Genomic DNA, 26,379 nt, shown 5'->3' on the forward strand with positions numbered 1-26,379 from the left:
CCCGGCGCCAGCCGGGTTTTTTATTGCCATCGTCAGCGGAAATTGTTTCAGATACACTCAAGATATGGCGTGCGCCGTAGTGAGGTGGATGATGGAACAGAAAAATGCCATTCGGCAGGTTGCCGTACCTTGGGCTCCGTCCCGCCAACTCCCCCCGGGCCTGGTTGTGGCCGAACTTCATCAGGATATCTGGAGCGACTCCCTCACCATCATGCTGGGCAGGGCCCGCAGCATCGATCTGCCGCCGCAGATCCTTTGCCGGGTCTATTTCCGGCATATCTTTGCGGTGCGGGTAATGGAGGATTGCGATCTGGCCGAGGGCAAGGATAGCCATGCCATCGAGGAGCAGATCCAGCTCATCACCCCGTCCCGATTTGCCAGCTGGTTCCATCAGGAGTCGGATGGTCTGCATCTGGACGAGGATCTGCAGCACTACCGCATCTCGACCTGGGATTATTGCGCCGATGTGTTGACGTCCAGGGCGCCCGAGCTGCAGTTCGTGGACAAAGGCGATTAGCGAGGCTGAAGAGACAATAAAAAACCGGCAACACCCAGTGTTGCCGGTTTTTTATTGGTCGACGCGGGGCGAACTCAGCCGAGCAGCTGATCCCGATGCAGCCCCAGCACGATGAGCAAGCCGAGGAAGTAGAAGGCGCTGAGTTTGATGCCCAGGATGGCGAGCAGGCCGGCGCAGAGCCGGACGATGGCCTTGTGCAGCCAGGAGCCGGTGAAATGGTACATGGTTACTCCGCCGCCTCCGTGGTGGCGAATTCCGGCACCTTGGCCATGGCATCCAGCACCACCTGGATATCCGCTCCCGGCTTGCAGGCGTTTTCACTCAGATGGCGGCGCCAGGCGCGGGCTCCCTGCATGTTCTGGAACAGCCCGAGCATGTGGCGGGTCATGTGGGAGAGATAGTTGCCCTTGGCCAGCTCCTGCTCGATATAGGGCAGCATCATCCGCACTACCTCGTGGCGGCTCGGCACGGCGTGGTTCTGGCCGAACACTAGATTATCCACCTGCGCCAGAATGTAGGGGTTCTGATAGGCTTCGCGCCCCATCATGACGCCATCCAGGTGTTGCAGGTGCTCGAGAGTCTGCTCCATGGAGGTGACGCCGCCGTTGATGGCGATGGTGAGATCCGGGTAATCCTGCTTGACCCGATAGACACGGGGATAATCGAGGGGCGGGATTTCGCGGTTTTCCTTGGGGCTCAGGCCGCTCAGCCACGCCTTGCGGGCATGGACGATGAAGGTGTCGCAACCGGCATCGCGTACCTGTTCGATGAAGGCCTGCAGAAATTCGTAGGAGTCCTGATCGTCGATGCCGATACGGGTCTTCACCGTCACCGGAATATCGACCACATCGCGCATCGCCTTGACGCAGTCAGCCACCAGGGCGGGTTCACCCATCAGGCAGGCGCCAAAGCGGCCGTTTTGCACCCGATCGGAGGGGCAGCCGACGTTGATGTTCACCTCGTCATAGCCGCGCTCCTCGGCCAGTTTGGCGCAGCGCGCCAGATCGGTCGGATTGCTGCCACCCAGCTGGAGGGAGATGGGGTGCTCCTGCTCGCTGTAACCCAGATAGTCTCCCTTGCCGTGGATGATGGCGCCGGTGGTCACCATCTCGGTATAAAGCAAGGTCTGGCGAGTCATCAGACGATGGAAATAACGGCAATGCCGATCGGTCCAGTCCAGCATGGGGGCGATGGAAAAACGCTGCGCCTGCATAAAAATCATCCGGGTTGGCTAAACAAAGGGGGCGGATTTTACCACAACGTGAGGCAGCCCCAGAAAATGAATTTTGTCACCGCGTCAAAGGGGGCCCTGTGATAGTATCCGGCTAATAAAAAGGGTAATTGCGTGATCATGAATCAAGACCAACTTTTACAACGAGCCGAACGACTCTGCGAACAACGCGGGATCCGCTTCACCCCTACCCGGCGTCAGGTATTCAGGTTGCTGGCTGCCCACGGCAATGCCATCAGCGCCTATGATCTGTTGGCCCAGTTGCAGCAGACAGAGGCCCATGCCAAGCCGCCAACCGTTTATCGGGCGCTGGATTTTCTGCTCGAACAGGGCTTTGCCCACAAGGTGGAGTCGCTCAACGCCTTCATTTTCTGCTGTCACTTCGATCATGCCCACCCGATGCAACTGCTCATCTGCGATCGGTGTGGCGAGGTGGTCGAGTTGCATGACTCGGCGATCGATGGCGCGTTTTCCGAGCAAGCCCACTTGCATGGCTTTACTATTACCAATAAGACAATAGAGGCACATGGCCAATGTGCTCGCTGTACGCCCACCGTAGGAAGTCAACATGAAGGCTGATTTTGTAAACCCGTTCCTGCTCTCCCTGCTCAATGTGCTCTCCACCATGGCACAGCTCGAGCTCAAGCCGGGCAAACCCAAACGCAAGATGGACGAGCTGGCGCGCGGCGATGTCTCTGGTCTCATCGGCATGGTCGGTCCGCAGACCCGTGGCTCGCTCTCCATCAGCTTCGAGAAGGGGTTGGCGCTGGAGATCATGCGCCGGATGCTGGGCGAGGCACCGGCTACCATCAATGAAGAAGTGACCGACATGGTGGGCGAGATCACCAACATGGTGACCGGCGGTGCCAAGCGCATGCTGGGGGAGAAGGGGTATGAGTTTGACATGGCGACCCCCATCATCGTCTCCGGCCCCAATCACACCATCACCCATCGTGCCGACGGCACCAAGATCATGATGCCGTTCGAATCAGATTATGGTCGTGCCACCATCGAGATCTGTTTCGAGTAACCCTATGTGGAAAGCGCTGAAATGGTTCTTCATCGGGTGGGCCCTGCTGCTCATCCTGTCTGATCTCCAGATCACCACCTCGCTCTACAAGTACGAAGACAACCGGGTGGTGGTGAACTTTCCGCGCTGGCAGGCAGACCAGCCCTGGGGCACCTTTGAGTGGCATGCCGGGCGGGTGGAGACCCATTGGTATGGTCTGGCAGGCAGACCCAAGCCGGTAGATCCGCTGCTGTAGCAGCCAGGGTGACAGATGCAATGCAAGAGGCCAGCTGATGCTGGCCTCTTGTCGTTGGTCGCCCGGTTGATCAGGCCGCTTCGGCGGCCAGATCTTCGCGGGGGCGCAGCAGCATGCCGAAGCCGCAGGTCAGCAGGGTGGGCAGCAACCAGGCCAGCCCCTTGTCGAACAGCGGCAGGAAGGCGAACGCATCCATCTGCACGCCGGCCGCTCCCAGCCCGTCCAGGCAGCCGAACAGAAACGCCACCAACAGCACGGCGCGAAACGCCAGCCGTGGCCGGCCAAAATAACCCTGTACAAAGGTCACCAGCACCAGTGCGATGGCGACCGGGTAGATGGCGACCAGCACCGGGATGGAGAGGCTGATGAGCTGGCTCAGCCCGACGTTGGCCACCAGGATGGAGACTCCTCCCATCAGCAGTACCCACTTGCGGTATGTCCAGCCGGCCAGACCGTGGAAGTAGTCGGCGCTGGCGCAGAGCAGGCCGACCGCGCTGGTGAAGCAGGCCAGGGTGATGATGGCGGCCAGGATCAACTGACCGTAGTGGCCGAACAGGCTCAACACATAGGCGTTGACGATGGCGCCGCCATTGTCGACGTTGGTGACCACGCCCGCCGCGCTGTTGCCCAGATAGAACAGGGAGATGTAGACCGCCGAGAGGCCAACCGCCGAGATGAGGCCCGCGATGGTCAGGTACTTGAACTGGCTCGGGTAGTCCTCGATGCCCCTGCGTTGCAGCAGACCGATGATGAGGGCACCGAACATCAGCGAGCCGAGGGTATCCATGGTGTTGTACCCCTCCAGCATCCCCTTGATGAGCGGCGTATCCGTGTAGTCGCCGCTGGCCTCAGGTAGGGTGCCTTGCGGGTCAACCAAGACCCCGACCGCCAGGATCAGCAACATTACCATCAAGACAGGCGTCATGTATTTTCCCACCGCATCGAGCAGCCTGCCCCGATCCAGCGATACCAGGATCACCAGCGCGAAGAAGAGCAGGCTGTAGAGCAGCAGCCCGTGTTGGCCAGCTTCGCCGAGCCAGGGCTTGAGCCCCATTTCATAAGCCACCAGCCCGGTGCGGGGGGTGGCAAAGGCCGGCCCCATGATGATGTAGATGGCGATGGCCAGCGCCGTGGCCGCCCAGGTCGGCAGATAGCGGGTCATCGCCGTCCAGCCGCTGCTGCCTTGTCCGGCGCTGCCTCTGGCAACGGCGACCAGCGTCAGCAGAGGGAGACCCACCGCCGTCAGCAGAAAGCCGACCATGGCTGGCATTAGATGCTCACCGGCCATAAAGCCGGCGAGCGGCGGAAAAATGATGTTGCCTGCCCCGAGATAGAAAGCAAACGTCATAAAACCCAGTCCGAATACGTCGGACAACTTCAGTGATTTCGTCAAACCTGACCTCATCTGCCTTATCAGCTTGTTCTTGTTGATTGCACCCACTGCCTGGCAGATAACCGGATAACAATGCTTCCCTCTCCTCCACGATGAGCACATCGATAAAGGAGCACTCTTCTGAGCATAAAGAAGAGAAATTTGATCTCAATCACACATTAATATCTTGAAACAATTTAATTGGCCAGAATAAATCACCGATTAGCCAGCGGTTGGCAGCAGTGAAAGAGCTCGGTATGGCGGCAGGGGGCTGGCCGCAGGAAAGGGGTAACGGGTGGTAAAAGGCTGTTGGCAGACAAACAAAAGAGCCTGCGCAAGGCAGGCTCTTTGAGATGGGCGGGAGTGAAATCAGGCGGCTTCGGCAGCCAGTTTCTCGCCGGAGCGTACCGCCATGCCGAGGCCACAGGCCAACAGCGTCGGCAGCAGCCAGGCCAGGCCCTTGTCGAACAGCGGCAGGAAGGCAAATGCATCCATCTTCATGCCGGCGGCGCCCAGACCGTCCAGGCAGCCAAACAGGAAGGCGACCATCAGTACGGCGCGGAACACCAGGCGCGGACGACCGAAGTAACCCTTCAGGAAGGTGACCAGCACCAGAGCCACGGCAACCGGGTAGATGGCGACCAGCACCGGGATAGAGAGGCTGATGAGCTGGCTCAGGCCCACGTTGGCGACCACGGCGCAGATGACCCCCAGCAACACCACCAGCTTCTTGTAGCTCATGCCGGTGAGGTTGTGGAAGAAGTCGGAGCAGGCGGAGATCAGGCCCACGGCGGTGGTGAAACAGGCCAGGGTGATGATGGCGGCCAGGATGAACTGACCCGGCTGACCAAACAGGCTCAACACGTAGGCGTTGACGATGGCGCCGCCGTTGCTGATGTCGGTGGCGACACCGGCTGCGGTGTTGCCCAGCTGGAACAGGGAGACGTACACCACGGACAGACCGATGGCAGAGATGATGCCGGCAATGGCCAGGTACTTGAACTGGCTCTGGTAGTCATGAATGCCTTTCTGGCGCAGCAGGTCGACGATCAGGGCACCGAACATCAGGGACGCCAGGGTGTCCATGGTGTTGTAGCCTTCCAGGATCCCTTTCACGAAGGGGCCGTTCTGATAGTCACCGGAAGAGGCCGGCATGTCACCTTGCGGGGCGACGAACACGCCGATGGCCAGGGTCAACAGCAACAGCATCAGCACCGGGGTCAGGTATTTGCCGATGGCATCCATCAGCTTGCCCTGATTCATGGAGACCAGGATGGCCACGCCGAAGAACAGCACCGTGTAGGCAGCCAGACCGGCCTGGCCCATGTCACCGATGAAAGGCTTGAGGCCCATTTCATAGGCCACCAGCCCGGTACGGGGGGCGGCGAAGGCCGGACCGATGATAATGTAGATGGCGACGGCCAGTGCGGTGGCGACGCCGGCCGGCAGCAGCTTGGTCATGCCGGCCCAGCCGTTGCCTGCCTTGGCGACAGCGATGATGGTGATGAGGGGCAGACCGACGGCAGTGACCAGGAAACCCAGCATGGCGAGAGAGAGGTGCTCACCTGCCATGTAACCAGCCAGCGGCGGGAAGATGATGTTGCCGGCGCCCAGATAGAAGGCGAAGGTCATGAAGCCCAATCCGAGCACGTCGGACAATGTGAGTGATTTCGTCAAGTTCAACCTCGTCTGTCTTGTAAACTATTGCTTGTTATAGTTTTTTATTGGTCAGTGACCGATATTGTTCAGGGGTAAAAAAAAGGAGCCCCGCTTGTTTTTTCATCGCAACCAGTGGTTTGAGCTGGTCTTGAGCGGGCGCTCGTTTAGGAGTCAGCATAATGGCGTGAAAAAATAGTTCAAGACGAAATTTACATCTTCAAATAGAAGGGGCTGGTCAGTTGGATGTATCTGTCGGAATAGGTTCCATCAGCAGAATGGATCACAATTTCACCCTGCTCACACTTGTTTAATCCTCTACCAAGTCGCAATAAAACACGATTTGCCTCTTTTCCGGCTCTGGTGATAACAGCTGTATAACAAACGGCGTGCAGATCATAATCCGCCGAGATGCATAAAATTTCATCGGCCATGGCCGTTGGCACGACCAGCGCAACCTCGCCGTTGGGGGCCAATAGTCGGTCACAGGCGGTCAGCAGATCCCGGCTGTCGAGGCCGCCGGTATGACGTGCCAGTGCCCTGGCCGGATCGCGAAATGACTGGCCCGCCACGAAGTAGGGTGGGTTGGAGACGATGAGATCGTAAGGGGCGGCCTGATAGGTTTGAATGGCACTCTCGATGACGGTGACCCGCCCATGCCAGGGGGAGGCTGCCGCATTCTCGCGAGCCTGCCGGGCTGCATTGCTATCCAGCTCTACCGCATCGATGCGGCAGTCGGCAGGGCTGCGCTGGGCCAGCATCAGGGCGATGAGGCCGCTGCCGCTGCCAATGTCGAGCACCCGGCGGACATTGGTGACAGGTGCCCAGGCGCCGAGCAGGATGCCATCGGTGCCGACTTTCATGGCGCAGCGATCGTGATCGACGTGAAATTGCTTGAAGGTAAAACCGCTGTTTCGTCCCATCCGACTCCCGTCCTGTGCCAGCGCCGCAGAAAATGGTCGGCGATTATAGCGACTAAGCCACAGTCGCCATAGGAGCCGACGACATAATCGCCTATAATCTGCCGTTTCCTTAATGACCGAGTATTGCCATGAGCCAGTCCTTTGATGATTTCGACCTGAATCCAGCCCTCAACCGGGCCTTGGCCGAGATGGGTTTCACCCGCCCCACCACCATTCAGCAGATGGTGCTGGAGCCAGCCCTGGACGGCCGCGATATTCTGGCATCCGCCCCGACCGGTACCGGTAAGACCGCCGCCTTCCTGCTGCCAGCCCTGCAGCATCTGCTGGACTTCCCGCGCCGCAAGCCGGGCCCGTGCCGCATGCTGGTGCTGACCCCGACCCGCGAGCTGGCGCTGCAGGTCACCGCCCACGCCAAGGCGCTGGCGGCTCACACCAACCTCAGCATCGAGACCATCATCGGCGGCGTCAGCCATGAAGAGCAACTGCCGGCCCTGACCAAAACCACCGACATCGTGGTGGCCACCCCGGGCCGTCTGCTCGAGTACATCGAGAAAGAGGAGTTCGAGAGCCACGACATCGAGGTGCTGGTGCTGGACGAAGCGGACCGCATGCTGGACATGGGCTTCATCAAGGATGTGAACCGCATCGTGGAAGAGGCGCGCTACCGCAAGCACACCATGCTGTTCTCCGCCACCCTGGAAGGGGCCGGTCTTGAGAAGTTCGCCAACGATATCCTGAAGGAGCCGGTGGAGCTGCACGCCGAGCCGCCCCGCAGCGAACGTCGCCCCATCACCCAGTGGGTGCACCTGGCCGACGATGCCGCTCACAAGCTGGCCCTGCTGGTGCATATCCTCAAAGATCCCGAGACCCAGAAAGCCATCATCTTCGTCAAGACCCGTGAGCGGCTGGCGGAGCTGTCCGGTCAGCTGCAGGCGGCTGGCGTCTCCTGCGCCTGGATCCGCGGCGAGATGGAGCAGAGCAAGCGCATCGAGTCGATCCGCAAGTTCCATGAAGGGGAAGTGCCCTTCCTCATCGCCACCGACGTGGCCGCCCGCGGCATCGACCTGCCCAACGTCAGCCATGTCATCAACTACGACATGCCTTACGGTGCCGATGTCTACGTCCACCGGATCGGCCGCACCGGCCGTGCCGGCAACCGTGGTTGCGCCATCAGCCTGGTGGAAGCCCACGACATGGCGATGGTCGCCAAGATCGAGCGCTACACCGAAGAGCGTCTCAAGCGTCGGGTGATCGACGAACTGCGCCCCAAGCACAAGGAAGCGCGTGTACCGGTGAAGAAGAAAAAGCCGAAGGACGACAAGAAGAAGTCGGCCAAGAAGAAAAAGAAGTAAGCCTGCCCGCCACAACGGCCATCCCCGGATGGCCGTTGTGCTATCTGCTGCCCACTCGGCGGGGGCCAGAAAAGAAAAAAGCCGACGTATAAACGTCGGCCAATAAAAAGTGCTTACAACAGAGGATTCACCTATTCAGACTTGGGGATCCTGAATTTGGTTCCCTCGGGTTGTAATTAATTTTCAGCGCGTTTGAACATCAGGGTATTGGCATCGGACTCTTCCGGTACGAAGTAGTAGCCATCGGCGTTGAACCCGGTCAGCTGCTCCACCTTGGTGAGCCGGTGCTTGATGATGTGGCGGGCCATCATGCCGCGCGCCTTCTTGGCGTAGAAGCTGATGATCTTGAACTGGCCGTTCTTCTCGTCCTTGAACACCGGCGTGATGATGCGCCCCTGCAGGGCCTTGGGACGTACCGACTTGAAGTACTCGTCGGAAGCCAGGTTGATCAACACCTCGTCTCCCTGAGCAGCCAGTGCCTTGTTCAGCTGGGCGGTGATGATGTCGCCCCAGAACTGGTAGAGATCCTTGCCACGCGCATTGTCGAGGCGAATCCCCATCTCCAGCCGGTAGGGCATCATCAGATCGAGCGGGCGCAGTACCCCGTAGAGGCCGGAGAGCATGCGCAGGTGTGCCTGGGCGAAGTCGAGATCAGCCTCGCTGAAATCCTCCACTGCCAGCCCCGTGTAGACATCCCCCTTGAAGGCCAGCAGCGCCTGGCGGGCGTTGGCCGGGCTGAAGTCGGGTTGCCAGTCGGCAAAGCGGGCGGCGTTGAGGCCGGCCAGCTTGTCGCTGATCTTCATCAGGCTGGCGATCTGGTCCGGGCTCAGCTGGCGGGCCCGGCCGATCAGCTCGGCGGAGTGGTCCAGCAGCTCGGGTTGGGTGAAACGGGAAGTCACCAGCGGCGACTCGTAGTCCAGCGTCTTGGCCGGGGAAACCACAATCAGCATAACGATCCTTTATAGCGGTGACGCACGCCCCTCATTCATCCAGAGTGACGTTGTCGAGAGTGCCTGCACCCAGCTGCTCGCGCCCCGACAGCTTGATCAGCAGTCGCAGGTCGTTGGCCGAGTCGGCATGGGCAAGGGCCTCACTGTAGCCAATTTGGCCGGCACAGAACAGGGCGAACAGCGCCTGATCGAAGGTCTGCATGCCGAGCTCGGTGGACTTGGTCATCACCTCCTTGAGCCGGTGCATCTCCCCCTTGCGGACGATATCGGTGATGAGCGGGGTGTTGAGCAGCACCTCGAAGGCCGCACAGCGACGGCGTCCGTCCAGGCTGGGCAGCAGTTGCTGGGCCACGATGGCACGCAGGTTGAAGGAGAGATCGAACAGGAACTGGCGATGTTTCTCCTGAGGGACCAGGTGCAGGATGCGGTCCAGCGCCTGGTTGGCATTGTTGGCGTGCAGGGTGGCGAGGCAGAGGTGGCCGGTCTCGGCAAACTGCAGGGCAAACTCCATGGTTTCTTGGCTGCGAATTTCGCCGATCAGGATCACGTCTGGCGCCTGGCGCAGCGAACTCTTCAGCGCCACGTCGAATGACGCTGTGTCTATGCCCACCTCGCGCTGGGTGATCAGGCTGCGGCCGTGCTGATGCACGAATTCCACCGGATCTTCCACCGTCAGGATGTGGCCGTCCACATGCTGGTTGCGAAAGCCTATCATGGCCGCCTGGGTGGTGGATTTGCCGGCTCCGGTGGCACCAACGAACAGCACCAGCCCGCGCTTGGCCAGGGCGATCTCCTGCAGGATGGGGGGCAGCGCCAGTTCGTCGAAGGTGGGGATGCGGGTCTCGATGCGGCGCAGCACCATGCCCGGCAGCTCCTGCTGCCAGAAGGCGCTGACCCGAAAGCGGCCAAGCTCTTCGCGGTGGATGGCGTAGTTGGCCTCCTTGGTGTGCAGGTAGCGCTCGAAGTGCTCCTGGCTCAGGGTCTCCTTGACCAGCGCCAGCGCCCTTGCCTTGTCGAGGGGGGCTTCTGCCAGCGACTGCAGGTGACCGTTGACCTTGAGGGTCGGCGGCGTGCCGACCGTGATGAACAGATCCGAGCCTTTGCGGGCGACCAGCTCGGTCAGCAGGGCATCCAGATTCATAACGACTCCTTCCCTAGATTCGTCGTGGTTAGATGGTGTTGGGATCGACCGCCTTGGCCTTGGCATCCAGCGCCGCCACTACGCCGCGGCTCACCAGCTGCTTGAGGCTCTGGTCCATGGTCTGCATGCCGTGGGTCATCCCGGTCTGGATCACCGAGTAGAGCTGGGCAATCTTGTCTTCCCGGATGAGGTTACGCACGGCGGGAATCCCCATCATGATCTCGTGAGCTGCCACCCGGCCGCCGCCGATGCGCTTGAGCAGGGTCTGGGAGATGACCGCCCGCAGCGACTCGGAGAGCATGGAGCGCACCATGTCTTTTTCCGCACCGGGGAAGACGTCGATGATCCGGTCGATGGTCTTGGCCGCCGACGAGGTGTGCAGGGTGCCGAACACCAGGTGGCCGGTCTCGGCCGCGGTCATGGCGAGGCGAATGGTTTCCAGATCGCGCATCTCGCCCACCAGGATGATGTCCGGGTCTTCCCGCAGCGCCGAACGCAGGGCGTTGCTGAAGCTCTTGGTATCGCGGTGTACTTCCCGCTGGTTCACCAGACAGCGCTTGTTCTCGTGCACGAATTCGATGGGGTCCTCGATGGTGAGGATGTGGTGATGAAAGTTCTCGTTGATGTAGTTGACCATGGCCGCCAGGGTGGTGGATTTACCCGAGCCGGTCGGGCCGGTCACCAGCACCAGGCCGCGCGGGTATTCGGCAATCTTGCGAAAGATCTCCGGTGCGTCCAGATCTTCGAGGCTCAGCACCGTGCTGGGGATGGTCCGAAATACCGCGCCGGAGCCGCGCGCCTGCTGGAAGGCGTTGACCCGGAAGCGAGCCAGGTTCGGCACCTCGAACGAGAAGTCCACCTCGAAGTTCTCTTCCAGTTCCTTGCGCTGGTGGTCGTTCATGATGTCGTAGATGAGGGCGTGCACTTCCCGGTGTTCCAGGGCGGGCAAATTGATCTTGCGAACCTCGCCATCAACCCTGATCATCGGGGGAACCCCGGCCGAGAGGTGTAGATCCGAGGCTTTATGTTTTACACTGAAAGCCAATAACTCTGTGATATCCATAGATTTGTCATTCTCCCATCACAAGATCACTAACGAAACATGAACCAGATTGCCGAGCACCTGCTTCAGGTCAAGGAACGTATTGTACAAGCCGCCAGTCGCGCGGGCCGAAGCCGCGATCACATCCAGTTGCTGGCGGTCAGCAAGACCAAACCGCTGGAGGCCGTTTGCGAGGCCTATGCCGCCGGTCAGCGCCGCTTTGGCGAATCCTACGCCCAGGAAGCGGCGACCAAGATAGATACCCTGCGTGAGCAAGGGGCCTGTGCAGACATAGAGTGGCACTTTATCGGCCCGCTGCAATCGAACAAATCCAGGCTGGTGGCCGAGCGCTTCGACTGGGTGCAGAGCGTGGACAGAGAGAAGCTGGTCGAACGCCTGAACAACCAGCGTCCGAGCGGGCTCGCGCCGCTAAATGTCTGTCTGCAAATCAATATTAGCGGAGAGAGCAGCAAATCCGGAACGTCGGAGCAAGAGATTTTCCGCCTGGCTGAACTGGTCTCCCGCTGTGAACGGCTGCGGCTGCGTGGCCTGATGGCGATTCCGGAGCACACCAGCGACGAGGCGGTGCTGGCCGCCCAGATGGTGCGCATGCAGACTCTGTTCACCGAGCTTGGGCAACAATACCCGGGCGTCGACACCCTCTCGATGGGGATGACCGAGGATCTCGAACTGGCGATCGGCCACGGCAGCACCATGGTGCGGGTCGGTACCGCCATCTTCGGTGCCCGCGACTATTCATGAGCAAGGCCCGGGATGCGATGCATCGGGCAGTGCTTTTTTCAGGTAACAGGAGTGTTTGATGCAGCATAGAATCCTCGCCTTTATCGGGGCGGGCAACATGAGCCGCAGTATCATTGCCGGTCTGGTTCAGGCGGGCTATCCGGCCGACCGGATCATCGCCGCCAACCCCAGTCGGCCCAAGCTGGATGCGCTGGCCAACGACTACGGCATCCGCATCACCCAGGACAACGCCGAGGCGGCCCGGGCGGCGGAGGTGATCGTGCTGGCGGTCAAGCCGCAGCTGATGGCGGCCATGCTGAGCGCGCTGGTGGCACAGCTGGGCACGCTGGAGGGCAAGCTGCTCATCTCCATCGCTGCCGGCATCAAGGTGGCGCGGCTGGCCGAGATGGCGGGTGGCCACGGTCGGATCATCCGTACCATGCCGAACACCCCCTCTCTGCTGGGGCTGGGGATGACGGGACTGTACGCCCCGCCCGGCATCGAGCAGGCTGACCGCGAGCTGGCCGAGCAGATGATGCAGGCGGTGGGCAAAACCCTCTGGGTGGAGCAGGAGTCCGCCATCAACGGCGTCATCGCCGCGGCCGGCAGTGCGCCCGCTTATTTCTTCCTGTTCATGCAGGCCATCGCCGAGGAGGCCGAGGCCATGGGCTTCTCCCCCGAGCAGGCTCGCCTGCTGGTGCAGCAGACCGCCCTTGGCGCGGCCGCCATGGTTGAGCAGAATCCCGAGCTGTCGCTGCAGACCCTGCGCGAGCAGGTGACCAGCAAGGGCGGTACTACCGCCGAGGCGATCAAGACTTTCCAGCAGCAGGGACTGATGCCGCTGACGGCACACGCCATGCAGGCGGCCGTTGCCCGGGCCGGCGAAATGGAAACCCTGTTCTGAACCCGATTTCTCTTACTCTCTGTCTCAACCTGGAGCCCAGATGAACACTGCTTATTTTCTGATTAACACGATTTTTGACCTCTATCTCATGGTGGTGCTGTTGCGCGTCTGGCTGCAGTGGGCCCGCGCAGACTTCTACAACCCCATGAGCCAGATGGTGGTCAAGCTGACCAATCCGCTGGTGGTGCCGCTGCGCCGGATCATTCCCGGGTTTGGCGGGCTCGACATGGCCTCTGTGCTGCTGGCCATCATCATCGCCTTCGCCAAGCTGGCGCTGCTCAAGAGCATGAACGTGCTGCTGGCCGACTGGCTCACCCTCAGCCTGTTTGCCGGGCTGACTGTGCTGAAGAAGGCCGGCTCCATGATCTTCTGGGTGCTGCTGATCCGTGCCATCCTGAGCTGGGTCAGCCAGGGTCGCAACCCCATCGAGTACGTGATGCACCAGCTGACTGAGCCTTTCCTGGCCCCCATCCGCCGCATTCTGCCGGCACTGGGCGGGCTGGATCTCTCCGTGCTGGTCGCCTTTATCGGGCTGCAGGCCATAAACTATCTGTTGGGTGATCTGTTCGGCCAGCTGTGGTGGATGATTTGATGGCAGCCGTCCTGCGGGAAGGGGATGAGCTGATAATGCATCTGATGATCCAGCCCAAGGCGAGTCGGGATCAGATCGTCGGATTGCATGGGGAAGAGTTGAAAGTGGCCATCACGGCGCCGCCGGTGGATGGTCAGGCCAACAGCCACTTGATCAAGTATCTGGCCAAGCAGTTCAAGGTGGCCAAGGGGCAGGTTCGCATCGTGCGGGGGGAGCTGGGGCGGCACAAGACGGTCGCCATCGAGGCGCCCAGACAGATCCCCGCCGAGGTCAGTGCCCTGCTGGACAATCAGGGTTAACACGAGAAGGATGACACCATGAAAACAGCCTGGATAAGCTGCCTGCTGGCACTGCTGCTGACCTTGCCCCTGCGGGCCGAACAGATGAAGGAGCTGGGCCCTTGGCAGGTGCACTACAGTGCCTTCAACTCCAGCTTCCTCACCCCCGAGGTGGCCAAGGCCTACGGCCTGGAGCGCAGCCGCTATAACGGCATCGTCAACATCGCGGTGCAGAACAAGCAGGGGGTCGCCCAGGCGGTGGGGATCAGCGGCGAGGCCAAGAACCTCACCGGCACCATCCGCAACCTGAGCTTCCAGGAGGTCAAGGAGGGGGATGCCATCTACTATCTGGCGGTGCTGCCCTATCGCAACGAGGATACCTACCAGTTCACCCTGAAGATCATGGGAGAGGGGCAGCAGCAGACGTTGACCTTCCAGCAGACCTTCTACGTCGATTGATATCGGTACCTGTCATGCCCAGAAAAAGCCCCGAACGCAGGTTCGGGGCTTTTTTCATGACGGCGAGTCGGCCGGCGGGGTGAAGTCGTGGATCTCCCCGATCCGCGGGGTGAAGCGGGGATCCTGATCCCGGTTGTGTTCCACCCACTCCATGGCCTGACAGAAGCTCTCCTGCTTCGAGAACTCGCTGCGCACCTGATCGATGGCCCGCTCCGCGCTGCGCCGCTCCATCTTGCTGGCCTTGCGGTCGCTGAACTGCTTGTGCTGGGCCAGCATCCACTCGGTGAAGGCCTGGCGGCACTGGGCCTCGCTGGCTGCCTGGACGGGCAGGGCCGCCAGCAGGGCGATCATCAATAAATAGCGCATAACAACATCGGTGACTGAGGGGTGTGGTTGTCTGAAAGGGCGGCATTCTATGCCGAAAACTTGAGCATGAACAGGGGAAGAGAGGGAGCCGGCATGGCCGGCCCCCACAGGGTCAGTGTTTGACGAGGTAGAGTTGGCGGCTGTAGGCCACGTCTTCCGGGTTGTTGATGGGATAGCCCTTGAGCCAGGGCTTGATCAGTCGGGCGTTGGTGTACTGATAGATGGGAGCGATGGGCGCCTCGTCCTGCAGTATGGTTTCGGCCTCATCGAACAGGCGGGCCCGTTCACGGGGATCCTGGCTGTTGGCAGCCTTGGCCAGCAGGGCATCGTAGCCGGCGTTGGCGAAGCGGGCCATGTTGCCGCTGTGGTGGGAGCCCCACAGGCCGAGGAAGGCGGACGGGTCATTGTAGTCGGCCACCCAGGAGGAGCGGATCACCTCGAACTGGCCGCTCTGGCGGCTGTCGAGATAGGTTTTCCACTCCTGATTGGTGAGCTCGACCCGGGCTCCCAGCTTCTGTTTCCACAGGTTGGCGATGGCCAGCGCCATCTTCTTGTGTACCTCGGCCGTGTTGTAGAGCAGGGTCAGCTTGAGCGGGTTGGCCGGGCCGTAGCCCGCCGCCTTGAGCAGGGCTCTGGCCTTGTCGTCCAGCTCCTGCTGACTGCTGCTGGAGAGCAGGTTGGCCTTGGGCTCGAAGCCGGCAACCACGTCCGGGGTGAAGTGATAGGCCGGTTTTTCTCCGGTGCCCAGGATCTTGCTGGCGATGAGGCCCCGATCGATGGTGTAGGAGAGCGCCTTGCGCACTCGCACGTCGTTGAGGGGGGCGCGCTGGGTATTGAAGGCGTAGTAGTAGGTGCCGAGCTGATCCGGGGTATAGACCTCGCCCGGGATCTGCTGCATCAGCTTGTGATACTGCTCCTTGGGGAAGGATTCGGTAATGTGCAGGTCGCCGGCCAGGTAGCGGTTGGTGGCCGCGCTCTCCTGGTTGATGGGCACGAAGGTGACCTTGGTCAGCACGGTATGGGCGCGATCCCAGTAGTAGGGGTTGGGAGTCAGCTCCAGCTTCTCGTTCACCACCCGCTGACTCAGCACGAAGGCGCCGTTGCCGACCAGCTTGCCGGGCTGGGTCCACTGGTTGCCGTATTGCTCCATGCTGGCGCGATGCAGCGGCGACAGGCTGGGGTGGGTCAGCAGGCTCAGGAAGTAGGGCACTGGCTGGGAGAGGGTCACCTGCAGGGTATGCTCATCGAGGGCCTTCACCCCGAGCTCTGCGGGGGGCAGCTTGCCGGCCACGATCTCATCCACCTTGTCGAAGCGGGCCAGCTGGGCGAACCAGGCAAAGGTGGCGGCCTCCTTGGGATCGACCAGTTTGCGCCAGCCGTAGACGAAGTCGGCGGCCTGCACGGGATCGCCGTTGGACCAGCGGGCATCCGGGCGCAGATGGAAGGTGAAGTGCTGATTGCCCTGGTTGTCCCAGCTGGCGGCTACCCCGGGCAGCACCTTGCCGTCCGGTCCCTGGGTCAGCAGCCCCTCGTAGAGATCCCGCAGTACCTGCAACTCGGGCAGGCCGACCAGCTTGAGCGGGCTCAGGCTTGCCGGCTCGTCTTTCAGATGACGCACGACGGCCTGTTCGGCGGCGAGCTGGGTGCCGGGTGGAACATCGGCAGCCTGGACACAGGCACAGCCCAGCAGGGCCAGCAGGGGACTCCATCCTTTCATGGTTGATCCTTCAAATAGTGTGAAGCGGGGTGAAAACTCGGCGAGAAGTGATCGCCGACAGACGGGAAATCATGATATCCCGTTTGCTGGTCAGACCGCCAGTATGAGTCCCTTGGATGAGGGGACTCCCCGGCATCTTATTTGACCCGCCATTCGGGCAGAGGAGTGAGCAATGAGAACATGGATCCTGTTGGCCCTGGCCATCAGTCAGGGGGCCTGGGCGCTGGCACCGTGTGAGCGCGAGAGCCAGGTTGGCAGCTGGTGCGAGGTAAACATAGATCAGCTGCATCCGACCCAGGGCGGCGTGGGCCAGATCCAGGTCGACAACACCCAGGCCGAGCTGGCGGGCAAGAGTGCAAAGCAGCTCGACAAGTTGATGAAAAAGAAAGAGATCCCCATCGTCATTGCGCCCGATGGTGGTTACTGGCTGGTGGACAGGCACCATCTGACCAAGGCGTTGTGGCAGTCTGGCGTGAAGCAGGTGCGGGTCAAGGTGATCGCCAGGTTGCAGGACAAGGAGAACTTCTGGAGCCAGATGCAGTGCAACCACTGGGCCTGGCTCAAGGATGAAAAGGGTGGCGCACTGACGCCGCAGCAACTGCCGGCCCACATCGGTGAACTGCCGGATTACCCCTACCGGACGGTGGCCGGGCTGCTGCAGGATGCGGGCTATTTCGACAAACGGGAGCAGGTCTACTTCGTCGAATTTGCCTGGGCCAGCTGGCTCGGCCAGCAGATGGATTGGTTGCCGGTCGACAGTGCCAATCTGGCGGATCGCCTCTATCAGGCCAAACGGCTGGCATGCAGCAGCAAGGCGGCGGATCTGCCCGGTTATCCGGGCAAGCAGTGCCGGGTCAATCAGTCGCGCAGCGGCAACTGAGGGGATAGCCGCTATCAAAGCAACTGCGGGGGGCCAATGCCCCCCGCTGTCATGATGATTGCCGGGCCTGCTGCCAGTGCGCGGCGGCCTGTTCCAGCAGGGCCACTTCGCCTTGCTGGATCAGCGGCAGCAAGGCCTGCACCTGGGCATCCGGCCATTCCCACCAGGCCAGCGCCTGCAAGCGGGCGATCTCTTCCTCAGCAAAGCGCATCCTGATCACTTTGGCCGGCGTACCGGCCACCATGGCATAGGGCGGCACATCCTGATTGACCAGGGCGCGCGCCGCTATGATGGCGCCGTCGCCGACGGTGACCCCCGGCATGATCATGGCGTCCATGCCGATCCAGACGTCGTTGCCGATGCGGGTGTCGCCGGCAGGGCGATAGCTGCGCTGGAGGGCATCGAGATCGGCAAACGGATAGGTGCTGATGAAGTCGGCATTGTGGGTGTGGTTGCCGCCCATCAGGATCTTCACCCCGGCGGCTATTTGCACATAGTCGCCGATATGCAGCTGATCGATGTGCCAGAGCGGCTCCCAGCCGGTCTCTGGGCTGCGGCTGAAGCTGTCGCCGTGCAGATAGCGCACGGCGGCCTCTTCAAACGGACCGTCCCAGGCGCCGGAGTAGTAGCTGCGGCGCCCCTTCAGGTGGATGTTGGGGTTGCTCACCGTCAGGTGCAGGTACTCGACCTGCGACCAGTGTTGGCAGGGTTTCATGGTTGTCTCCTCGTTCAAATGGATAGGGTGGATGGCGCGAGGAGCGCAGCTAATAGATCCAGACCAGCAGGCGGGGCACGCACAGGGTCGAGCAGCCCAGATCCTGGGGTAAACGGGGTCGCAGCATGGAGAATGCGGGTCCTGAAGGGTGGATCGGCATGGTAAGTCATATGGGGATGGGGGCCAAGCCAAGCATCGTTATCTGGTCAAAACCTGCACGAAATATCGGGTTGATATTCATTCTCAACTGGGCATGATAAAAGTCCCACCCATCAACCAGGGAGATCGGCATGACCCATCAAATCTGGCAGCGTTACATGCTGGAGGCTGAAAACGCACTGGGCGCTGGCGCGCTCGGCACCGCCATCTGCCTCTATCAGCAGGCCCTCGCCGAGGTATATGAACTGAGTGACGGTGAGCTGGACGAGTTGGCCAGCATGCGGGTGGCGACCTGCCACCGGCTGGCCGATTTCTGGCGCGCCATGGAGGAGCCGGCCTACGAGCTGCGTTACCTCAAGCTGGCCTCCGAGCTGGTGACGGCGTTGGTGCCCCAGTGTCCGAACCAGGAGTGCGAATCCCTCATCAGCGAACTGGGTTGCTGTCGGGCGGCGCTGCTCTCTTTCCTCAAGCGCCACCCCAATCCCGACATTGCCCGCTTGATCCAGTTGCAGGATCAGGTGCAGGGCTGCGAGCTGATCGGCCGTTTTCGCCTCAACTGAGGATCATTTACGGCCTTTGAGGCGCTGGGCGATCCGCGTTTGTGCCTCTTCCCCCTGCAGGGCGAGGGAGAAGGCACGCGCCTCCAGATCGATGACGAAGTGCACCGCCTGCCTGAGCTCCTGCTTGAGCAGCGCCTTGCTCTTTTGCAGTGCCTTCGGCGCCTTGGCAGCCAGCTTCAAACCCTGCTCCCGGGCAAAGGGGAGCAGGGCTTCGGCCGCCAGCACCCGGTTGGCGAGCCCCAGCCGCAGTGCCTCGTCGGCATCGATGGCTTCGGCCAGCAGCAACAGCTCCGCCGCCTTCAAGTGACCCACGCTGCGCGGCAGCAACAGGCTGGAGGCAAACTCCGGCACCAGCCCCAGCTCGACAAAGGGCAGTTGCAGGCGGGCATTGTCGGCCAGATAGACCAGATCGCAGTGCAGCAGCAGGGTGGTGCCGATCCCCACCGCCGCACCGCCGACCGCGGCGATCACCGGCTTCGGGAAGTCGGCCAGGGTGTGGAGGAACTGCAAGATGGGATCGTCCGCCTCCAGGGCCTCTTTCCCCACGAAGTCGGCCAGATCATTGCCGGCGGTAAAGCAGTCGCTCTGCCCCTGGATGAGCAGGGCATGGATGGCGTCATCTTCCGTCGCTTGTCGCAAGGCGTCGGTGAGCGCACGATACATGGCGGTATTGAGGGCATTGCGCTTGTCGGGACGATTGAGGGTCAGGGTGAGCAAGCCATCCTGCTGCTCGACAATGATAATGGGGTCCATGTCTAAATCCTTGTTATTGCTGGCTGTCAAAAGCTTACCGCTGCGGTAATCTTTGCGGCGTTTAACAACATCATAAAAGGATTTCAACCATGTTTAAACGTGCGTTCTATTCCCTGCTGGCCCTGGGGCTGGCTGCTCCCGCCCTGGCCAAGGTCGAGGCTGTCGACGGCTATGTGCGCCTGTTGCCGCCGGGCTCGCCCAACACCGCCGCCTTTCTGGTGCTGAAGAATGATGCGGATCAGCCGGTCAAGCTGGTGGCTGCCGCCTCGCCCGAGGTGGGCCGCGCCGAGCTGCACACCCATCTGCACGAGAACGGCGTGATGAAGATGCGCCAGGTCGAGAGCATAGAGGTGCCGGCCAAGGGGGAAGTGGCGCTCAAACCCGGCAGTTTTCACATCATGCTGTTCGAGGTGCGCGAGCTCTCCCAGGGCACCCCTTTCCCGCTGACATTGACCATGGATGATGGCCAGAAGCTGGAGTTGAACCTGCCGGTGAAGCCGATTGAACCCATGGCAGGCATGCAGCACTGACATTAATGGACGCTTGTTCAGTTTTTTACACTGTGTATTCCCGTCGCACTGGGTAAAATGATGGCCTTTCCAGTCCATAGATAGAGAGTGACGTGATGAAGAAGACCTTGATTGCCGGTTGCGTACTGGCCCTGTTCAGCCAGGCTGCTATGGCTGCCGATGACTGGCGTTTCGCTGCCGGTACCGATGTATGGAATGCTCAGGGCAGCGGCCAGATCAACGGTGTCGGGGCCAATGGCAGCTACGACGAGAACTACAACTGGAGCGGCTACCTGCAACTGGAGCACGGCATCATCCTGCTGCCCAACGCCAAGTTCGAGATCTCCGATTTCGGTACCAGCGGCGGCGCCCTCAACAACGATCTGATGGCGTATGACTTGAGCCTCTACTATCGCCTGTTCAACAACGACCTGTTCCAGATCGATCTGGGTCTGACTGGTCGTCGCTACGATGGTGATTTCAACACCCAGCACTACTCCTATGACAAGGACGTGCTGATGGCCTACACCGGCGCCGAAGTGCGCATCCCGGGTACCGGCTTTGCCGCCTTCGGCGATGCCCGCGTGCAGGATGCCGACAACTACGACTACCGTCTGGGTGGTTCCTACAAGTTCGCGACCGTACCGCTCAAGGTGCGTGCCGGCTGGCGTGATGCGAGCATGGACTTCGACCGTGTTGACCAGCGGGTCGACGGCTGGTTCATCGGCGGCGAATTCATCTTCTAATTCCGGCAACGGCTGATGACGATGCCCCCATCATCCCGATGGCGGCATCCGACGAGGAAAGAGCATGGGTCATATCATAGTGACAGGGGCGGGGTCCGGTCTGGGCCGGGCGCTCACCATAGGTCTGGTTGAACGCGGTCATCAGGTCTCCATGATGGGGCGTCGTTATCAGAGGCTGCAGGAGCAGGAGGCGTTGCTTGGCAAGGCGGTGATCGGCATTGCTGCCGATCTGGCGCACCACGAAGAAGTGGACGTGGCGTTCGCCGCTGCGGTGGAGTGGGGCGGCCTGCCCGAGCTGGTGCTGCACTGCGCCGGCGTGGGCGAGTTCGGCCCGGTCGGCGTCTATACCGCCGAGCAGATCCGCCGGGTGGTGGAGAGCAACCTCATCTCCACCATTCTGGTGGCCCAGCAGACGGTGCGCCTCATCGGCGACAAGGGCGGTGTGCTGGCCAACGTGCTCTCCTCCGCCGCCCAGGTGGGCAAGGCCAACGAGAGCCTCTACTGCGCCTCCAAATGGGGCATGCGCGGTTTTCTGGAGTCGTTGCGGGCCGAGCTGAAAGGCTCGCCGCTGCGGCTGGTGAACCTCTATCCGAGCGGGATCCGCAGCGAATTCTGGGACAACTCGGATCACGTGGACAGCAGCGGCTTCATGACCCCGGAAGACGCCGCCGCCTACATGCTGGATGCGCTGGAAGCCAGAAGCAGCTGCCATGTGACCGATCTCTTCATCGGTCGCAACTAGCTGCGGCCAGCCTCGCCTCTGCCCTGCGGCAGAAAACAAAAAGCGCGCCTAATGGCGCGCTTTTTTATGGGGGCAAGGGGCGGAATTAACGGCCCAGCTTGGCCTTGAGCAGGGCAACGATCTCGCTGATCGCCACTTCCTGCTTCTCGCCAGTGCGGCGGCACTTGTACTCCACCACACCGTTGTCCAGACCGCGATCGCCGATGACGATTGCGTGCGGCACACCCAGCAGCTCCATGTCGGCGAACATCACGCCCGGGCGCTCTTTACGGTCGTCGAACAGCACATCCACCCCGGCGGCCTTCAGCTCGGTGTAGAACTGCTGAGCCTGCTCGGCCACGCGCTCGGACTTGTGCATGTTCATCGGCACGATGGCCACTTCGAACGGGGCGATGGCTTCCGGCCAGATGATGCCGTACTGGTCGTTGTTCTGCTCGATGGCGGCAGCCACCAGGCGGGAAACCCCGATACCGTAGCAACCCATCTCCATGGTGACGGACTTGCCGCCCTCGTTCAGCACGCTCGCCTTCATGGCTTCGGAGTACTTGGTACCCAGCTGGAAGATGTGGCCCACTTCGATGCCGCGCTTGAGCAGCAGCTTGCCCTGGCCGCACGGGCTTGGGTCGCCTTCTACCACGTTGCGCAGGTCGGCAACTTCGTAAGTGGTGATGTCGCGATCCCAGTTGGCACCGGTCAGGTGGAAGCCGGTCTCGTTGGCGCCGCAGACGAAGTCCGCCAGATGGGCGGCGCTGCGATCGGCGATGATGCGACCGGCAAAGCCGACCGGGCCGATGGAGCCTGCGTCGCAACCGGCGGCAGTCTTGATCTGCTCGTCGTTGGCGAAGGTCAGCGGGTTGGCAACACCCGGCAGTTTCTCGGCCTTGATTTCGTTCAGCTCGTGATCGCCACGCAGGACCAGTGCGATGACGGCCTGGTTGCCGTGTTCGTCCTCTTCGCCCAGCACCAGCAGGGTCTTGGCGATGGCGCTCGGCGCCACGTTCAGGAAGGCGGCCACATCAATGATGGTGTGGACGGCCGGGGTAGCAACCTTGGTCAGGGCCGCGGTGGCGGCAGGGCGCTCGCCAGCCGGTGCCAGCGCTTCGGCCATCTCGATGTTGGCGGCGTAATCTGATGTATCGGAGAAGGCGATCAAGTCTTCACCGCTCTCGGCCAGCACCTGGAATTCGTGGGAGCCAGTACCACCGATGGAGCCGGTATCGGCCTGCACCGGACGGAAGTTCAGCCCCATGCGGGTGAAGGCGGCGCAGTAGGCGGCGTGCATCCGCTCGTAGGTTTCGATCAGCGAAGCCTTGTCGATGTGGAAGGAGTAGGCGTCCTTCATCAGGAATTCGCGACCGCGCATCACGCCGAAGCGGGGACGCACTTCATCGCGGAACTTGGTCTGGATCTGGTAGAGGTTGAGCGGCAGCTGCTTGTAGCTGTTCACTTCGTAACGCACCAGCGAGGTGATCACCTCTTCGTGGGTCGGACCCAGCACGAAGGGACGGTTGTGACGGTCGGTCAGACGGCACAGCTCGGGACCGTAGTCATCCCAGCGGCCGGATTCCTGCCACAGCTCGGCGGGTTGCACCACCGGCATGGAGACTTCGATGGCACCAGCATTGTTCATCTCTTCGCGAACAATGTTCTCGATTTTTTTCAGAACCCGCAGACCGGACGGCAGCCAGGCATACATGCCGGAGGCCAGTTTGCGGATCATGCCGGCGCGCAGCATCAGCTGATGGCTGACGATCTCGGCATCGGACGGGGTTTCCTTGAGAGTGGAAAGCAGATATTGGCTGGTACGCATCGCGGTAGACCTTAGCTAAGACGGGCGGCTGGGCCCTGGATAATTTCAAGAGCGGAATTTTAACAGGCCGGACCCTGCGGCCCAAGGGCTAAATTCGTACGACGGGAGAAAGCGGGGGCATCGCCCCCGCTTGGGTCAGACCCGAAATTGCGACAGCAGGCGCTGTTGCAGCAGGCTGGCCTGATGCAGGGAGGAGGCGAGCTGCAGGCACTCCTGCGCCTCCTGCTCGCCGGTCTGGGCCTGCAGGCTGATGCCGGAGACCTTGTCCGAGGTGTGGCTCAGGGTATGGGAGAGCTGACCGGTGGCATCGGCCACCTGTTGCACCATGTCCGCCAGATGGTCGATGGCCTCTTCCACCTTGAACAGGATCTGCCTGGTGTTGTCAGAGTCCTCCATACCGGATTCCACCGTCTTCAGATTGCGCTGCATCATCAGATAGGCTTTCTCGGTCTGTTGCTGGATGCTGTTGATCACCTCGGTTATTTCGGCGCTGGAGGAGGCGGTGCGATTGGCCAGGGTGCGCACCTCGTCGGCCACCACGGCAAAGCCGCGGCCCATTTCGCCGGCCCGGGCCGCCTCGATGGCGGCGTTGAGCGCCAGCAGGTTGGTCTGCTCCGAAATGCTGCTGATGGTGGAGATGATCTGGCCAATCTGGCTGGCCTGCTCCTTGAGGGCATTGATGGCGTTGGCGCACTCGCCCACTTCCACCACTACCCGCTGCATGCCGTTGCTGGCGGAGGTCACGTATTGGCTGCTCTCGGCGGTGAGCTGGCGTACCTCGTTGGCGTTTTGTGCCGCCAGGCTGCAGTTGTCCGAGATGGAGGTGGCGACCTGGACCATCTGCTCGCTGTCGTGGTGCAGTGCCTGGGCGTGTTCGGCGGTCTGGCGGCTGCTCTGGCTGATGGCTTCGACCCGGTTGACCGAGGTGTGGACGTGCTCGCTGATGTGCTGGTTGTTGTCCATGGTGGAGCTGATCATCTTCTGCAGTTTCTCGATGAAGCGATCCACGCTGCCGGCCAGCGAGCCAATCTCGTCGTCGCGCTTGAGATTGATGCGGGCATTGAGGTCGCCTTCTCCTGCCGCGATATCCTGCATGCGCTGATTGACCTGCAGCAGGGGTTTGACGATGGTGCGCACCAGCCAGAAGCCGCACAGGGTCACGAGCAGCAGGCTCAACAGCAGGCCCCCCAGCAGCAGGTTCTTGGTGTGGCTGATGATGCTGTTGAGCTGGTTCACCTGATCCTCGACCGTGGCGTCCCCCTTGGCTTCGACCTCGACCAGTTGCTGCTTGAGCTGGTCGGCACTGCGTTCATAGTTGACCAGTTGACCCTGATACTCGCCCAGTGCCGCCATCCACTGCACCATCAGCCGCTGTACCTCGGTTTGCAAGGTGCGGTACTGGGTTGCCAGCGACTGGCCGGCAAATTCCCCTTCGCCGGGCACATCAAACATGCCGCTGCCCAGCATGGCGTCGACCGCTTCCTGGTAGAAGCGGGTCGCCTCCTTCATCTCGGCCTGGATGGCGGGAGTCGGCCCCTCGCTCTGCATCTTCTCCAGTGCATAGAGCTGGCGCAGGAAGCCGATGTTGGCCTCCATGCCGCCATCGGCAGCATGCCAGCGGGTTGCCAGACCGCCATTCCAGCTGATGGCCTGATCCGGCGACTGGGTCAGGCTCTCGACCGCGCCGTCCCCCACCACCTCAAGCTGGGTCGAGAGGCGGGACATGCGCTCCGAGCTGGCGCGCAGCGCCTGATCGACGCTGGTAAAGGCCCGGTAGAGTGCCAGCAACTGCTCCTGTTGCTGCTGATAGGCCAGATGCTGCTGATCCATCGCGCTGATGGCGGTGGCGTCGATCAACCGGCCTTCCCCCACCCGGCGCATGGCATCGGCGGTGGCCGCTCTGGCGCGCTGCAGCTCCGGCTCGTCGAGCGGCATGCCTCTGAGCATCTTCTGGATGTAGAGCGACTGGTTGCCGAGCTCGATGGACCCTTCCATGGCGCCATCGGCAGTCTGCCAGGCGGCGCCCAATACATAGGAGAGCAGATCCGCCAGCCGCTGGCTGCCATACCAGCCGACGATGCCCATCCCCAGCGTGCAGCTGAGCAGAATGGTCAGCCCGAGATTCGATGTGGTGACAATTTTCATGATGCAGGACCTTCCTTGGCTCCGAACAAACCCAATTCAGTGTTTTATCAATGGCGGGAATCCGCCATTCCCGATGAAAAATAAAGTTGTTGCCATACCCGGATCCAAGCATGGCTGGCAACGGGCGAACGTGCCGAGAATCCGCCCCGATCCTCACCGCCCTATGCTGGATACTTATCCAGTTATTCTTTATGCTATGAGCCAATTTACAGATAGCTGGTTTGGTGAGGAGATTGCCGTGATTGGTCGCTTGAGAGGCGTAGTCATTGAGAAACAACCCCCCGAGGTACTGCTGGAGGTCGGGGGCGTGGGCTATGAGGTACAGATGCCCATGAGCTGCTTCTATGATCTGCCCGAGATCGGCAAGGAGGCGACCATCCACACCCACTTCGTGGTGCGGGAAGATGCCCAGCTGCTCTATGGCTTCAACCACAAGCAGGAGCGGGCGCTGTTTCGCGAGCTGATCAAGACCAACGGGGTCGGTCCCAAGCTGGCGCTGGCCATCCTCTCCGGCATGACTGCCACCCAGTTCGTGCTGAGCGTCGAGCGCGAAGAGATAAGCTCCCTGGTCAAGTTGCCGGGAGTGGGCAAGAAGACCGCCGATCGGTTGGTGGTGGAGATGAAGGACCGGCTCAAGGGCTGGGTCAGCCACGATCTCTTCTCGCCGGCCGAGATCACCCTGCCTGCCAGAGAGAGTGCCCTGCGGGCGCCGGATTCGAGCGAAGAGGCAGCCAGCGCGCTGGTGGCGCTCGGCTACAAGCCGCAGCAGGCCAGTCAGATCGTCAGCAAGGTCGCTGTCGACGGCATGTCGGTGGAAGATATCATCCGTGAAGCACTGCGCAGCCTGGTGTGAG

General features: G+C 61.4%; 30 protein-coding genes. 16 read left to right on the top strand and 14 right to left on the bottom strand.

The genetic code is table 11. The features are described 5' to 3' along the window. The first annotated feature begins 91 nt into the window (after positions 1-91). Positions 92-517 (top strand): hypothetical protein, encoded by a 426-nt coding sequence (locus PG881_RS02710; protein WP_010636148.1) that lies wholly within the window; start codon positions 92-94, stop codon positions 515-517. A gap of 74 nt (positions 518-591) precedes the next feature. On the opposite strand, the gene PG881_RS02715 is transcribed toward PG881_RS02710, so the two are convergent. Together PG881_RS02715 and dusA are read right to left on the bottom strand one after the other, a co-directional pair. Then, entirely contained in the window at positions 592-741 is a 150-nt protein-coding gene (locus tag PG881_RS02715; RefSeq protein ID WP_201887128.1) for a hypothetical protein, read from the bottom strand. A 2-nt stretch (positions 742-743) separates the two neighbouring features. After that, positions 744-1,730, bottom strand: coding sequence for a tRNA dihydrouridine(20/20a) synthase DusA (gene dusA, locus PG881_RS02720; protein ID WP_270797948.1), 987 nt, complete (start codon positions 1,728-1,730; stop codon positions 744-746). Positions 1,731-1,868: 138 nt separating this feature from the next. Between dusA and zur the strand changes: the two genes are divergently transcribed. Genes zur through PG881_RS02735 form a run of 3 tightly spaced genes read left to right on the top strand, consistent with a single transcriptional unit; the run spans position 1,869 to position 3,013 of the window. After that, on the top strand, positions 1,869-2,327 hold the full coding sequence (gene zur, locus PG881_RS02725) for a zinc uptake transcriptional repressor Zur (protein ID WP_011707398.1): 459 nt from the start codon (positions 1,869-1,871) through the stop codon (positions 2,325-2,327). Beyond that, positions 2,317-2,778, top strand: coding sequence for a chemotaxis protein CheX (locus PG881_RS02730; RefSeq protein WP_016351979.1), 462 nt, complete (start codon positions 2,317-2,319; stop codon positions 2,776-2,778). The genes zur and PG881_RS02730 overlap by 11 nt, the downstream gene beginning before the upstream one ends. 4 nt (positions 2,779-2,782) lie before the next feature. Continuing rightward, positions 2,783-3,013, top strand: coding sequence for a hypothetical protein (locus PG881_RS02735; protein ID WP_029302182.1), 231 nt, complete (start codon positions 2,783-2,785; stop codon positions 3,011-3,013). 70 nt (positions 3,014-3,083) lie between these two features. Here the strand turns inward: PG881_RS02735 and brnQ (PG881_RS02740) are convergent, their stop codons facing one another. The 3 genes from brnQ (PG881_RS02740) to PG881_RS02750 all read right to left on the bottom strand — a co-directional run bounded on the left by brnQ (PG881_RS02740) (position 3,084) and on the right by PG881_RS02750 (position 6,964). Continuing rightward, a complete protein-coding gene (gene brnQ / locus PG881_RS02740; protein WP_270798046.1) occupies positions 3,084-4,361 on the bottom strand; it encodes a branched-chain amino acid transport system II carrier protein in 1,278 nt (425 codons plus the stop codon). A gap of 393 nt (positions 4,362-4,754) precedes the next feature. Then, positions 4,755-6,062 (bottom strand): branched-chain amino acid transport system II carrier protein, encoded by a 1,308-nt coding sequence (gene brnQ / locus PG881_RS02745; RefSeq protein WP_011707394.1) that lies wholly within the window; start codon positions 6,060-6,062, stop codon positions 4,755-4,757. Positions 6,063-6,253: 191 nt separating this feature from the next. Continuing rightward, a complete protein-coding gene (locus tag PG881_RS02750) occupies positions 6,254-6,964 on the bottom strand; it encodes a tRNA1(Val) (adenine(37)-N6)-methyltransferase (RefSeq protein WP_270797950.1) in 711 nt (236 codons plus the stop codon). Between the two features lie 128 nt (positions 6,965-7,092). On the opposite strand from PG881_RS02750, the gene srmB reads away from it, so the two are divergent. Next, positions 7,093-8,316: an ATP-dependent RNA helicase SrmB gene (gene srmB, locus PG881_RS02755; RefSeq protein WP_016351974.1), complete on the top strand. Its 1,224-nt coding sequence runs from the start codon at positions 7,093-7,095 to the stop codon at positions 8,314-8,316. Positions 8,317-8,492: 176 nt separating this feature from the next. On the opposite strand, the gene yaaA is transcribed toward srmB, so the two are convergent. Genes yaaA through tapT form a run of 3 tightly spaced genes read right to left on the bottom strand, consistent with a single transcriptional unit; the run spans position 8,493 to position 11,470 of the window. Continuing rightward, entirely contained in the window at positions 8,493-9,266 is a 774-nt protein-coding gene (gene yaaA, locus PG881_RS02760; RefSeq protein ID WP_270797951.1) for a peroxide stress protein YaaA, read from the bottom strand. A gap of 31 nt (positions 9,267-9,297) precedes the next feature. After that, complete coding sequence (tapU, locus tag PG881_RS02765) at positions 9,298-10,407, bottom strand: type IVa pilus ATPase TapU (protein WP_270797952.1); 1,110 nt, start codon at positions 10,405-10,407, stop codon at positions 9,298-9,300. Positions 10,408-10,435: 28 nt separating this feature from the next. Further along, the gene (gene tapT / locus PG881_RS02770; RefSeq protein ID WP_011707389.1) at positions 10,436-11,470 is read right to left on the bottom strand and encodes a type IVa pilus ATPase TapT; all 1,035 of its coding nucleotides are present in this window, start codon (positions 11,468-11,470) and stop codon (positions 10,436-10,438) included. A 39-nt stretch (positions 11,471-11,509) separates the two neighbouring features. On the opposite strand from tapT, the gene PG881_RS02775 reads away from it, so the two are divergent. From PG881_RS02775 to PG881_RS02795, 5 genes are read left to right on the top strand one after another with little or no spacing between them, the layout of a single operon-like run. After that, positions 11,510-12,211, top strand: a complete 702-nt coding sequence (locus tag PG881_RS02775; protein ID WP_270797954.1) for a YggS family pyridoxal phosphate-dependent enzyme — start codon at positions 11,510-11,512, stop codon at positions 12,209-12,211. A 58-nt stretch (positions 12,212-12,269) separates the two neighbouring features. Continuing rightward, positions 12,270-13,094 (top strand): pyrroline-5-carboxylate reductase, encoded by an 825-nt coding sequence (gene proC / locus PG881_RS02780; RefSeq protein WP_146062683.1) that lies wholly within the window; start codon positions 12,270-12,272, stop codon positions 13,092-13,094. 40 nt (positions 13,095-13,134) lie between these two features. Next, entirely contained in the window at positions 13,135-13,686 is a 552-nt protein-coding gene (locus PG881_RS02785; protein ID WP_017411214.1) for a YggT family protein, read from the top strand. Continuing rightward, entirely contained in the window at positions 13,686-13,985 is a 300-nt protein-coding gene (yggU, locus tag PG881_RS02790) for a DUF167 family protein YggU (RefSeq protein ID WP_011707385.1), read from the top strand. The genes PG881_RS02785 and yggU overlap by 1 nt, the downstream gene beginning before the upstream one ends. An 18-nt stretch (positions 13,986-14,003) precedes the next feature. Then, complete coding sequence (locus PG881_RS02795; RefSeq protein ID WP_011707384.1) at positions 14,004-14,423, top strand: DUF4426 domain-containing protein; 420 nt, start codon at positions 14,004-14,006, stop codon at positions 14,421-14,423. Between the two features lie 54 nt (positions 14,424-14,477). Here PG881_RS02795 and PG881_RS02800 read toward each other — a convergent pair whose 3' ends face one another. Together PG881_RS02800 and PG881_RS02805 are read right to left on the bottom strand one after the other, a co-directional pair. Continuing rightward, the gene (locus PG881_RS02800; protein WP_270797957.1) at positions 14,478-14,789 is read right to left on the bottom strand and encodes a hypothetical protein; all 312 of its coding nucleotides are present in this window, start codon (positions 14,787-14,789) and stop codon (positions 14,478-14,480) included. A 112-nt stretch (positions 14,790-14,901) separates the two neighbouring features. Then, positions 14,902-16,506 (bottom strand): peptide ABC transporter substrate-binding protein, encoded by a 1,605-nt coding sequence (locus tag PG881_RS02805; RefSeq protein ID WP_270797958.1) that lies wholly within the window; start codon positions 16,504-16,506, stop codon positions 14,902-14,904. A 172-nt stretch (positions 16,507-16,678) separates the two neighbouring features. On the opposite strand from PG881_RS02805, the gene PG881_RS02810 reads away from it, so the two are divergent. Further along, complete coding sequence (locus PG881_RS02810; protein ID WP_011707381.1) at positions 16,679-17,386, top strand: ParB-like protein; 708 nt, start codon at positions 16,679-16,681, stop codon at positions 17,384-17,386. A gap of 49 nt (positions 17,387-17,435) precedes the next feature. Here PG881_RS02810 and PG881_RS02815 read toward each other — a convergent pair whose 3' ends face one another. Next, positions 17,436-18,101 (bottom strand): CatB-related O-acetyltransferase, encoded by a 666-nt coding sequence (locus tag PG881_RS02815; RefSeq protein ID WP_270797959.1) that lies wholly within the window; start codon positions 18,099-18,101, stop codon positions 17,436-17,438. Positions 18,102-18,391: 290 nt separating this feature from the next. On the opposite strand from PG881_RS02815, the gene PG881_RS02820 reads away from it, so the two are divergent. Then, a complete protein-coding gene (locus PG881_RS02820; RefSeq protein ID WP_011707379.1) occupies positions 18,392-18,820 on the top strand; it encodes a DUF2753 domain-containing protein in 429 nt (142 codons plus the stop codon). Positions 18,821-18,823: 3 nt separating this feature from the next. Here PG881_RS02820 and PG881_RS02825 read toward each other — a convergent pair whose 3' ends face one another. Further along, the gene (locus PG881_RS02825) at positions 18,824-19,573 is read right to left on the bottom strand and encodes an enoyl-CoA hydratase-related protein (RefSeq protein ID WP_065475681.1); all 750 of its coding nucleotides are present in this window, start codon (positions 19,571-19,573) and stop codon (positions 18,824-18,826) included. 89 nt (positions 19,574-19,662) lie between these two features. Between PG881_RS02825 and PG881_RS02830 the strand changes: the two genes are divergently transcribed. The 3 genes from PG881_RS02830 (at position 19,663) to PG881_RS02840 (ending at position 21,570) form a co-directional block, all read left to right on the top strand. Beyond that, positions 19,663-20,103, top strand: a complete 441-nt coding sequence (locus PG881_RS02830; RefSeq protein ID WP_016351963.1) for a copper chaperone PCu(A)C — start codon at positions 19,663-19,665, stop codon at positions 20,101-20,103. A 95-nt stretch (positions 20,104-20,198) separates the two neighbouring features. Further along, positions 20,199-20,828 carry a TIGR04219 family outer membrane beta-barrel protein gene (locus tag PG881_RS02835; protein ID WP_270797962.1) on the top strand — a complete coding sequence of 210 codons (630 nt, stop codon included), beginning with the start codon at positions 20,199-20,201 and terminating at the stop codon, positions 20,826-20,828. Positions 20,829-20,892: 64 nt separating this feature from the next. Further along, complete coding sequence (locus tag PG881_RS02840; RefSeq protein ID WP_253628120.1) at positions 20,893-21,570, top strand: SDR family oxidoreductase; 678 nt, start codon at positions 20,893-20,895, stop codon at positions 21,568-21,570. 85 nt (positions 21,571-21,655) lie between these two features. Here PG881_RS02840 and PG881_RS02845 read toward each other — a convergent pair whose 3' ends face one another. Together PG881_RS02845 and PG881_RS02850 are read right to left on the bottom strand one after the other, a co-directional pair. Further along, positions 21,656-23,380, bottom strand: coding sequence for a proline--tRNA ligase (locus tag PG881_RS02845; protein ID WP_016351962.1), 1,725 nt, complete (start codon positions 23,378-23,380; stop codon positions 21,656-21,658). A 135-nt stretch (positions 23,381-23,515) separates the two neighbouring features. Continuing rightward, entirely contained in the window at positions 23,516-25,525 is a 2,010-nt protein-coding gene (locus PG881_RS02850) for a methyl-accepting chemotaxis protein (protein ID WP_016351961.1), read from the bottom strand. Between the two features lie 238 nt (positions 25,526-25,763). On the opposite strand from PG881_RS02850, the gene ruvA reads away from it, so the two are divergent. Next, the gene (gene ruvA, locus PG881_RS02855; protein ID WP_270797965.1) at positions 25,764-26,378 is read left to right on the top strand and encodes a Holliday junction branch migration protein RuvA; all 615 of its coding nucleotides are present in this window, start codon (positions 25,764-25,766) and stop codon (positions 26,376-26,378) included. Position 26,379 lies beyond the last annotated feature (1 nt).

It is taken from the genome of Aeromonas sp. QDB54 (genome assembly GCF_027707385.1).
Classification (GTDB): Bacteria; Pseudomonadota; Gammaproteobacteria; order Enterobacterales; family Aeromonadaceae; genus Aeromonas; species Aeromonas hydrophila.

Bases quoted from the DNA above. Each gene is read 5' to 3' on its own strand.
- PG881_RS02710 (WP_010636148.1), top strand. From the start codon at position 92: ATGGAACAGAAAAATGCCATTCGGCAGGTTGCCGTACCTTGGGCTCCG.
- PG881_RS02715 (WP_201887128.1), bottom strand. From the start codon at position 741: ATGTACCATTTCACCGGCTCCTGGCTGCACAAGGCCATCGTCCGGCTC.
- dusA (WP_270797948.1), bottom strand. From the start codon at position 1,730: ATGCAGGCGCAGCGTTTTTCCATCGCCCCCATGCTGGACTGGACCGAT.
- zur (WP_011707398.1), top strand. From the start codon at position 1,869: ATGAATCAAGACCAACTTTTACAACGAGCCGAACGACTCTGCGAACAA.
- PG881_RS02730 (WP_016351979.1), top strand. From the start codon at position 2,317: ATGAAGGCTGATTTTGTAAACCCGTTCCTGCTCTCCCTGCTCAATGTG.
- PG881_RS02735 (WP_029302182.1), top strand. From the start codon at position 2,783: ATGTGGAAAGCGCTGAAATGGTTCTTCATCGGGTGGGCCCTGCTGCTC.
- brnQ (WP_270798046.1), bottom strand. From the start codon at position 4,361: ATGACGTTTGCTTTCTATCTCGGGGCAGGCAACATCATTTTTCCGCCG.
- PG881_RS02750 (WP_270797950.1), bottom strand. From the start codon at position 6,964: ATGGGACGAAACAGCGGTTTTACCTTCAAGCAATTTCACGTCGATCAC.
- srmB (WP_016351974.1), top strand. From the start codon at position 7,093: ATGAGCCAGTCCTTTGATGATTTCGACCTGAATCCAGCCCTCAACCGG.
- yaaA (WP_270797951.1), bottom strand. From the start codon at position 9,266: ATGCTGATTGTGGTTTCCCCGGCCAAGACGCTGGACTACGAGTCGCCG.
- tapU (WP_270797952.1), bottom strand. From the start codon at position 10,407: ATGAATCTGGATGCCCTGCTGACCGAGCTGGTCGCCCGCAAAGGCTCG.
- tapT (WP_011707389.1), bottom strand. From the start codon at position 11,470: ATGGATATCACAGAGTTATTGGCTTTCAGTGTAAAACATAAAGCCTCG.
- PG881_RS02775 (WP_270797954.1), top strand. From the start codon at position 11,510: ATGAACCAGATTGCCGAGCACCTGCTTCAGGTCAAGGAACGTATTGTA.
- proC (WP_146062683.1), top strand. From the start codon at position 12,270: ATGCAGCATAGAATCCTCGCCTTTATCGGGGCGGGCAACATGAGCCGC.
- PG881_RS02785 (WP_017411214.1), top strand. From the start codon at position 13,135: ATGAACACTGCTTATTTTCTGATTAACACGATTTTTGACCTCTATCTC.
- yggU (WP_011707385.1), top strand. From the start codon at position 13,686: ATGGCAGCCGTCCTGCGGGAAGGGGATGAGCTGATAATGCATCTGATG.
- PG881_RS02795 (WP_011707384.1), top strand. From the start codon at position 14,004: ATGAAAACAGCCTGGATAAGCTGCCTGCTGGCACTGCTGCTGACCTTG.
- PG881_RS02800 (WP_270797957.1), bottom strand. From the start codon at position 14,789: ATGCGCTATTTATTGATGATCGCCCTGCTGGCGGCCCTGCCCGTCCAG.
- PG881_RS02805 (WP_270797958.1), bottom strand. From the start codon at position 16,506: ATGAAAGGATGGAGTCCCCTGCTGGCCCTGCTGGGCTGTGCCTGTGTC.
- PG881_RS02810 (WP_011707381.1), top strand. From the start codon at position 16,679: ATGAGAACATGGATCCTGTTGGCCCTGGCCATCAGTCAGGGGGCCTGG.
- PG881_RS02815 (WP_270797959.1), bottom strand. From the start codon at position 18,101: ATGAAACCCTGCCAACACTGGTCGCAGGTCGAGTACCTGCACCTGACG.
- PG881_RS02820 (WP_011707379.1), top strand. From the start codon at position 18,392: ATGACCCATCAAATCTGGCAGCGTTACATGCTGGAGGCTGAAAACGCA.
- PG881_RS02825 (WP_065475681.1), bottom strand. From the start codon at position 19,573: ATGGACCCCATTATCATTGTCGAGCAGCAGGATGGCTTGCTCACCCTG.
- PG881_RS02830 (WP_016351963.1), top strand. From the start codon at position 19,663: ATGTTTAAACGTGCGTTCTATTCCCTGCTGGCCCTGGGGCTGGCTGCT.
- PG881_RS02835 (WP_270797962.1), top strand. From the start codon at position 20,199: ATGAAGAAGACCTTGATTGCCGGTTGCGTACTGGCCCTGTTCAGCCAG.
- PG881_RS02840 (WP_253628120.1), top strand. From the start codon at position 20,893: ATGGGTCATATCATAGTGACAGGGGCGGGGTCCGGTCTGGGCCGGGCG.
- PG881_RS02845 (WP_016351962.1), bottom strand. From the start codon at position 23,380: ATGCGTACCAGCCAATATCTGCTTTCCACTCTCAAGGAAACCCCGTCC.
- PG881_RS02850 (WP_016351961.1), bottom strand. From the start codon at position 25,525: ATGAAAATTGTCACCACATCGAATCTCGGGCTGACCATTCTGCTCAGC.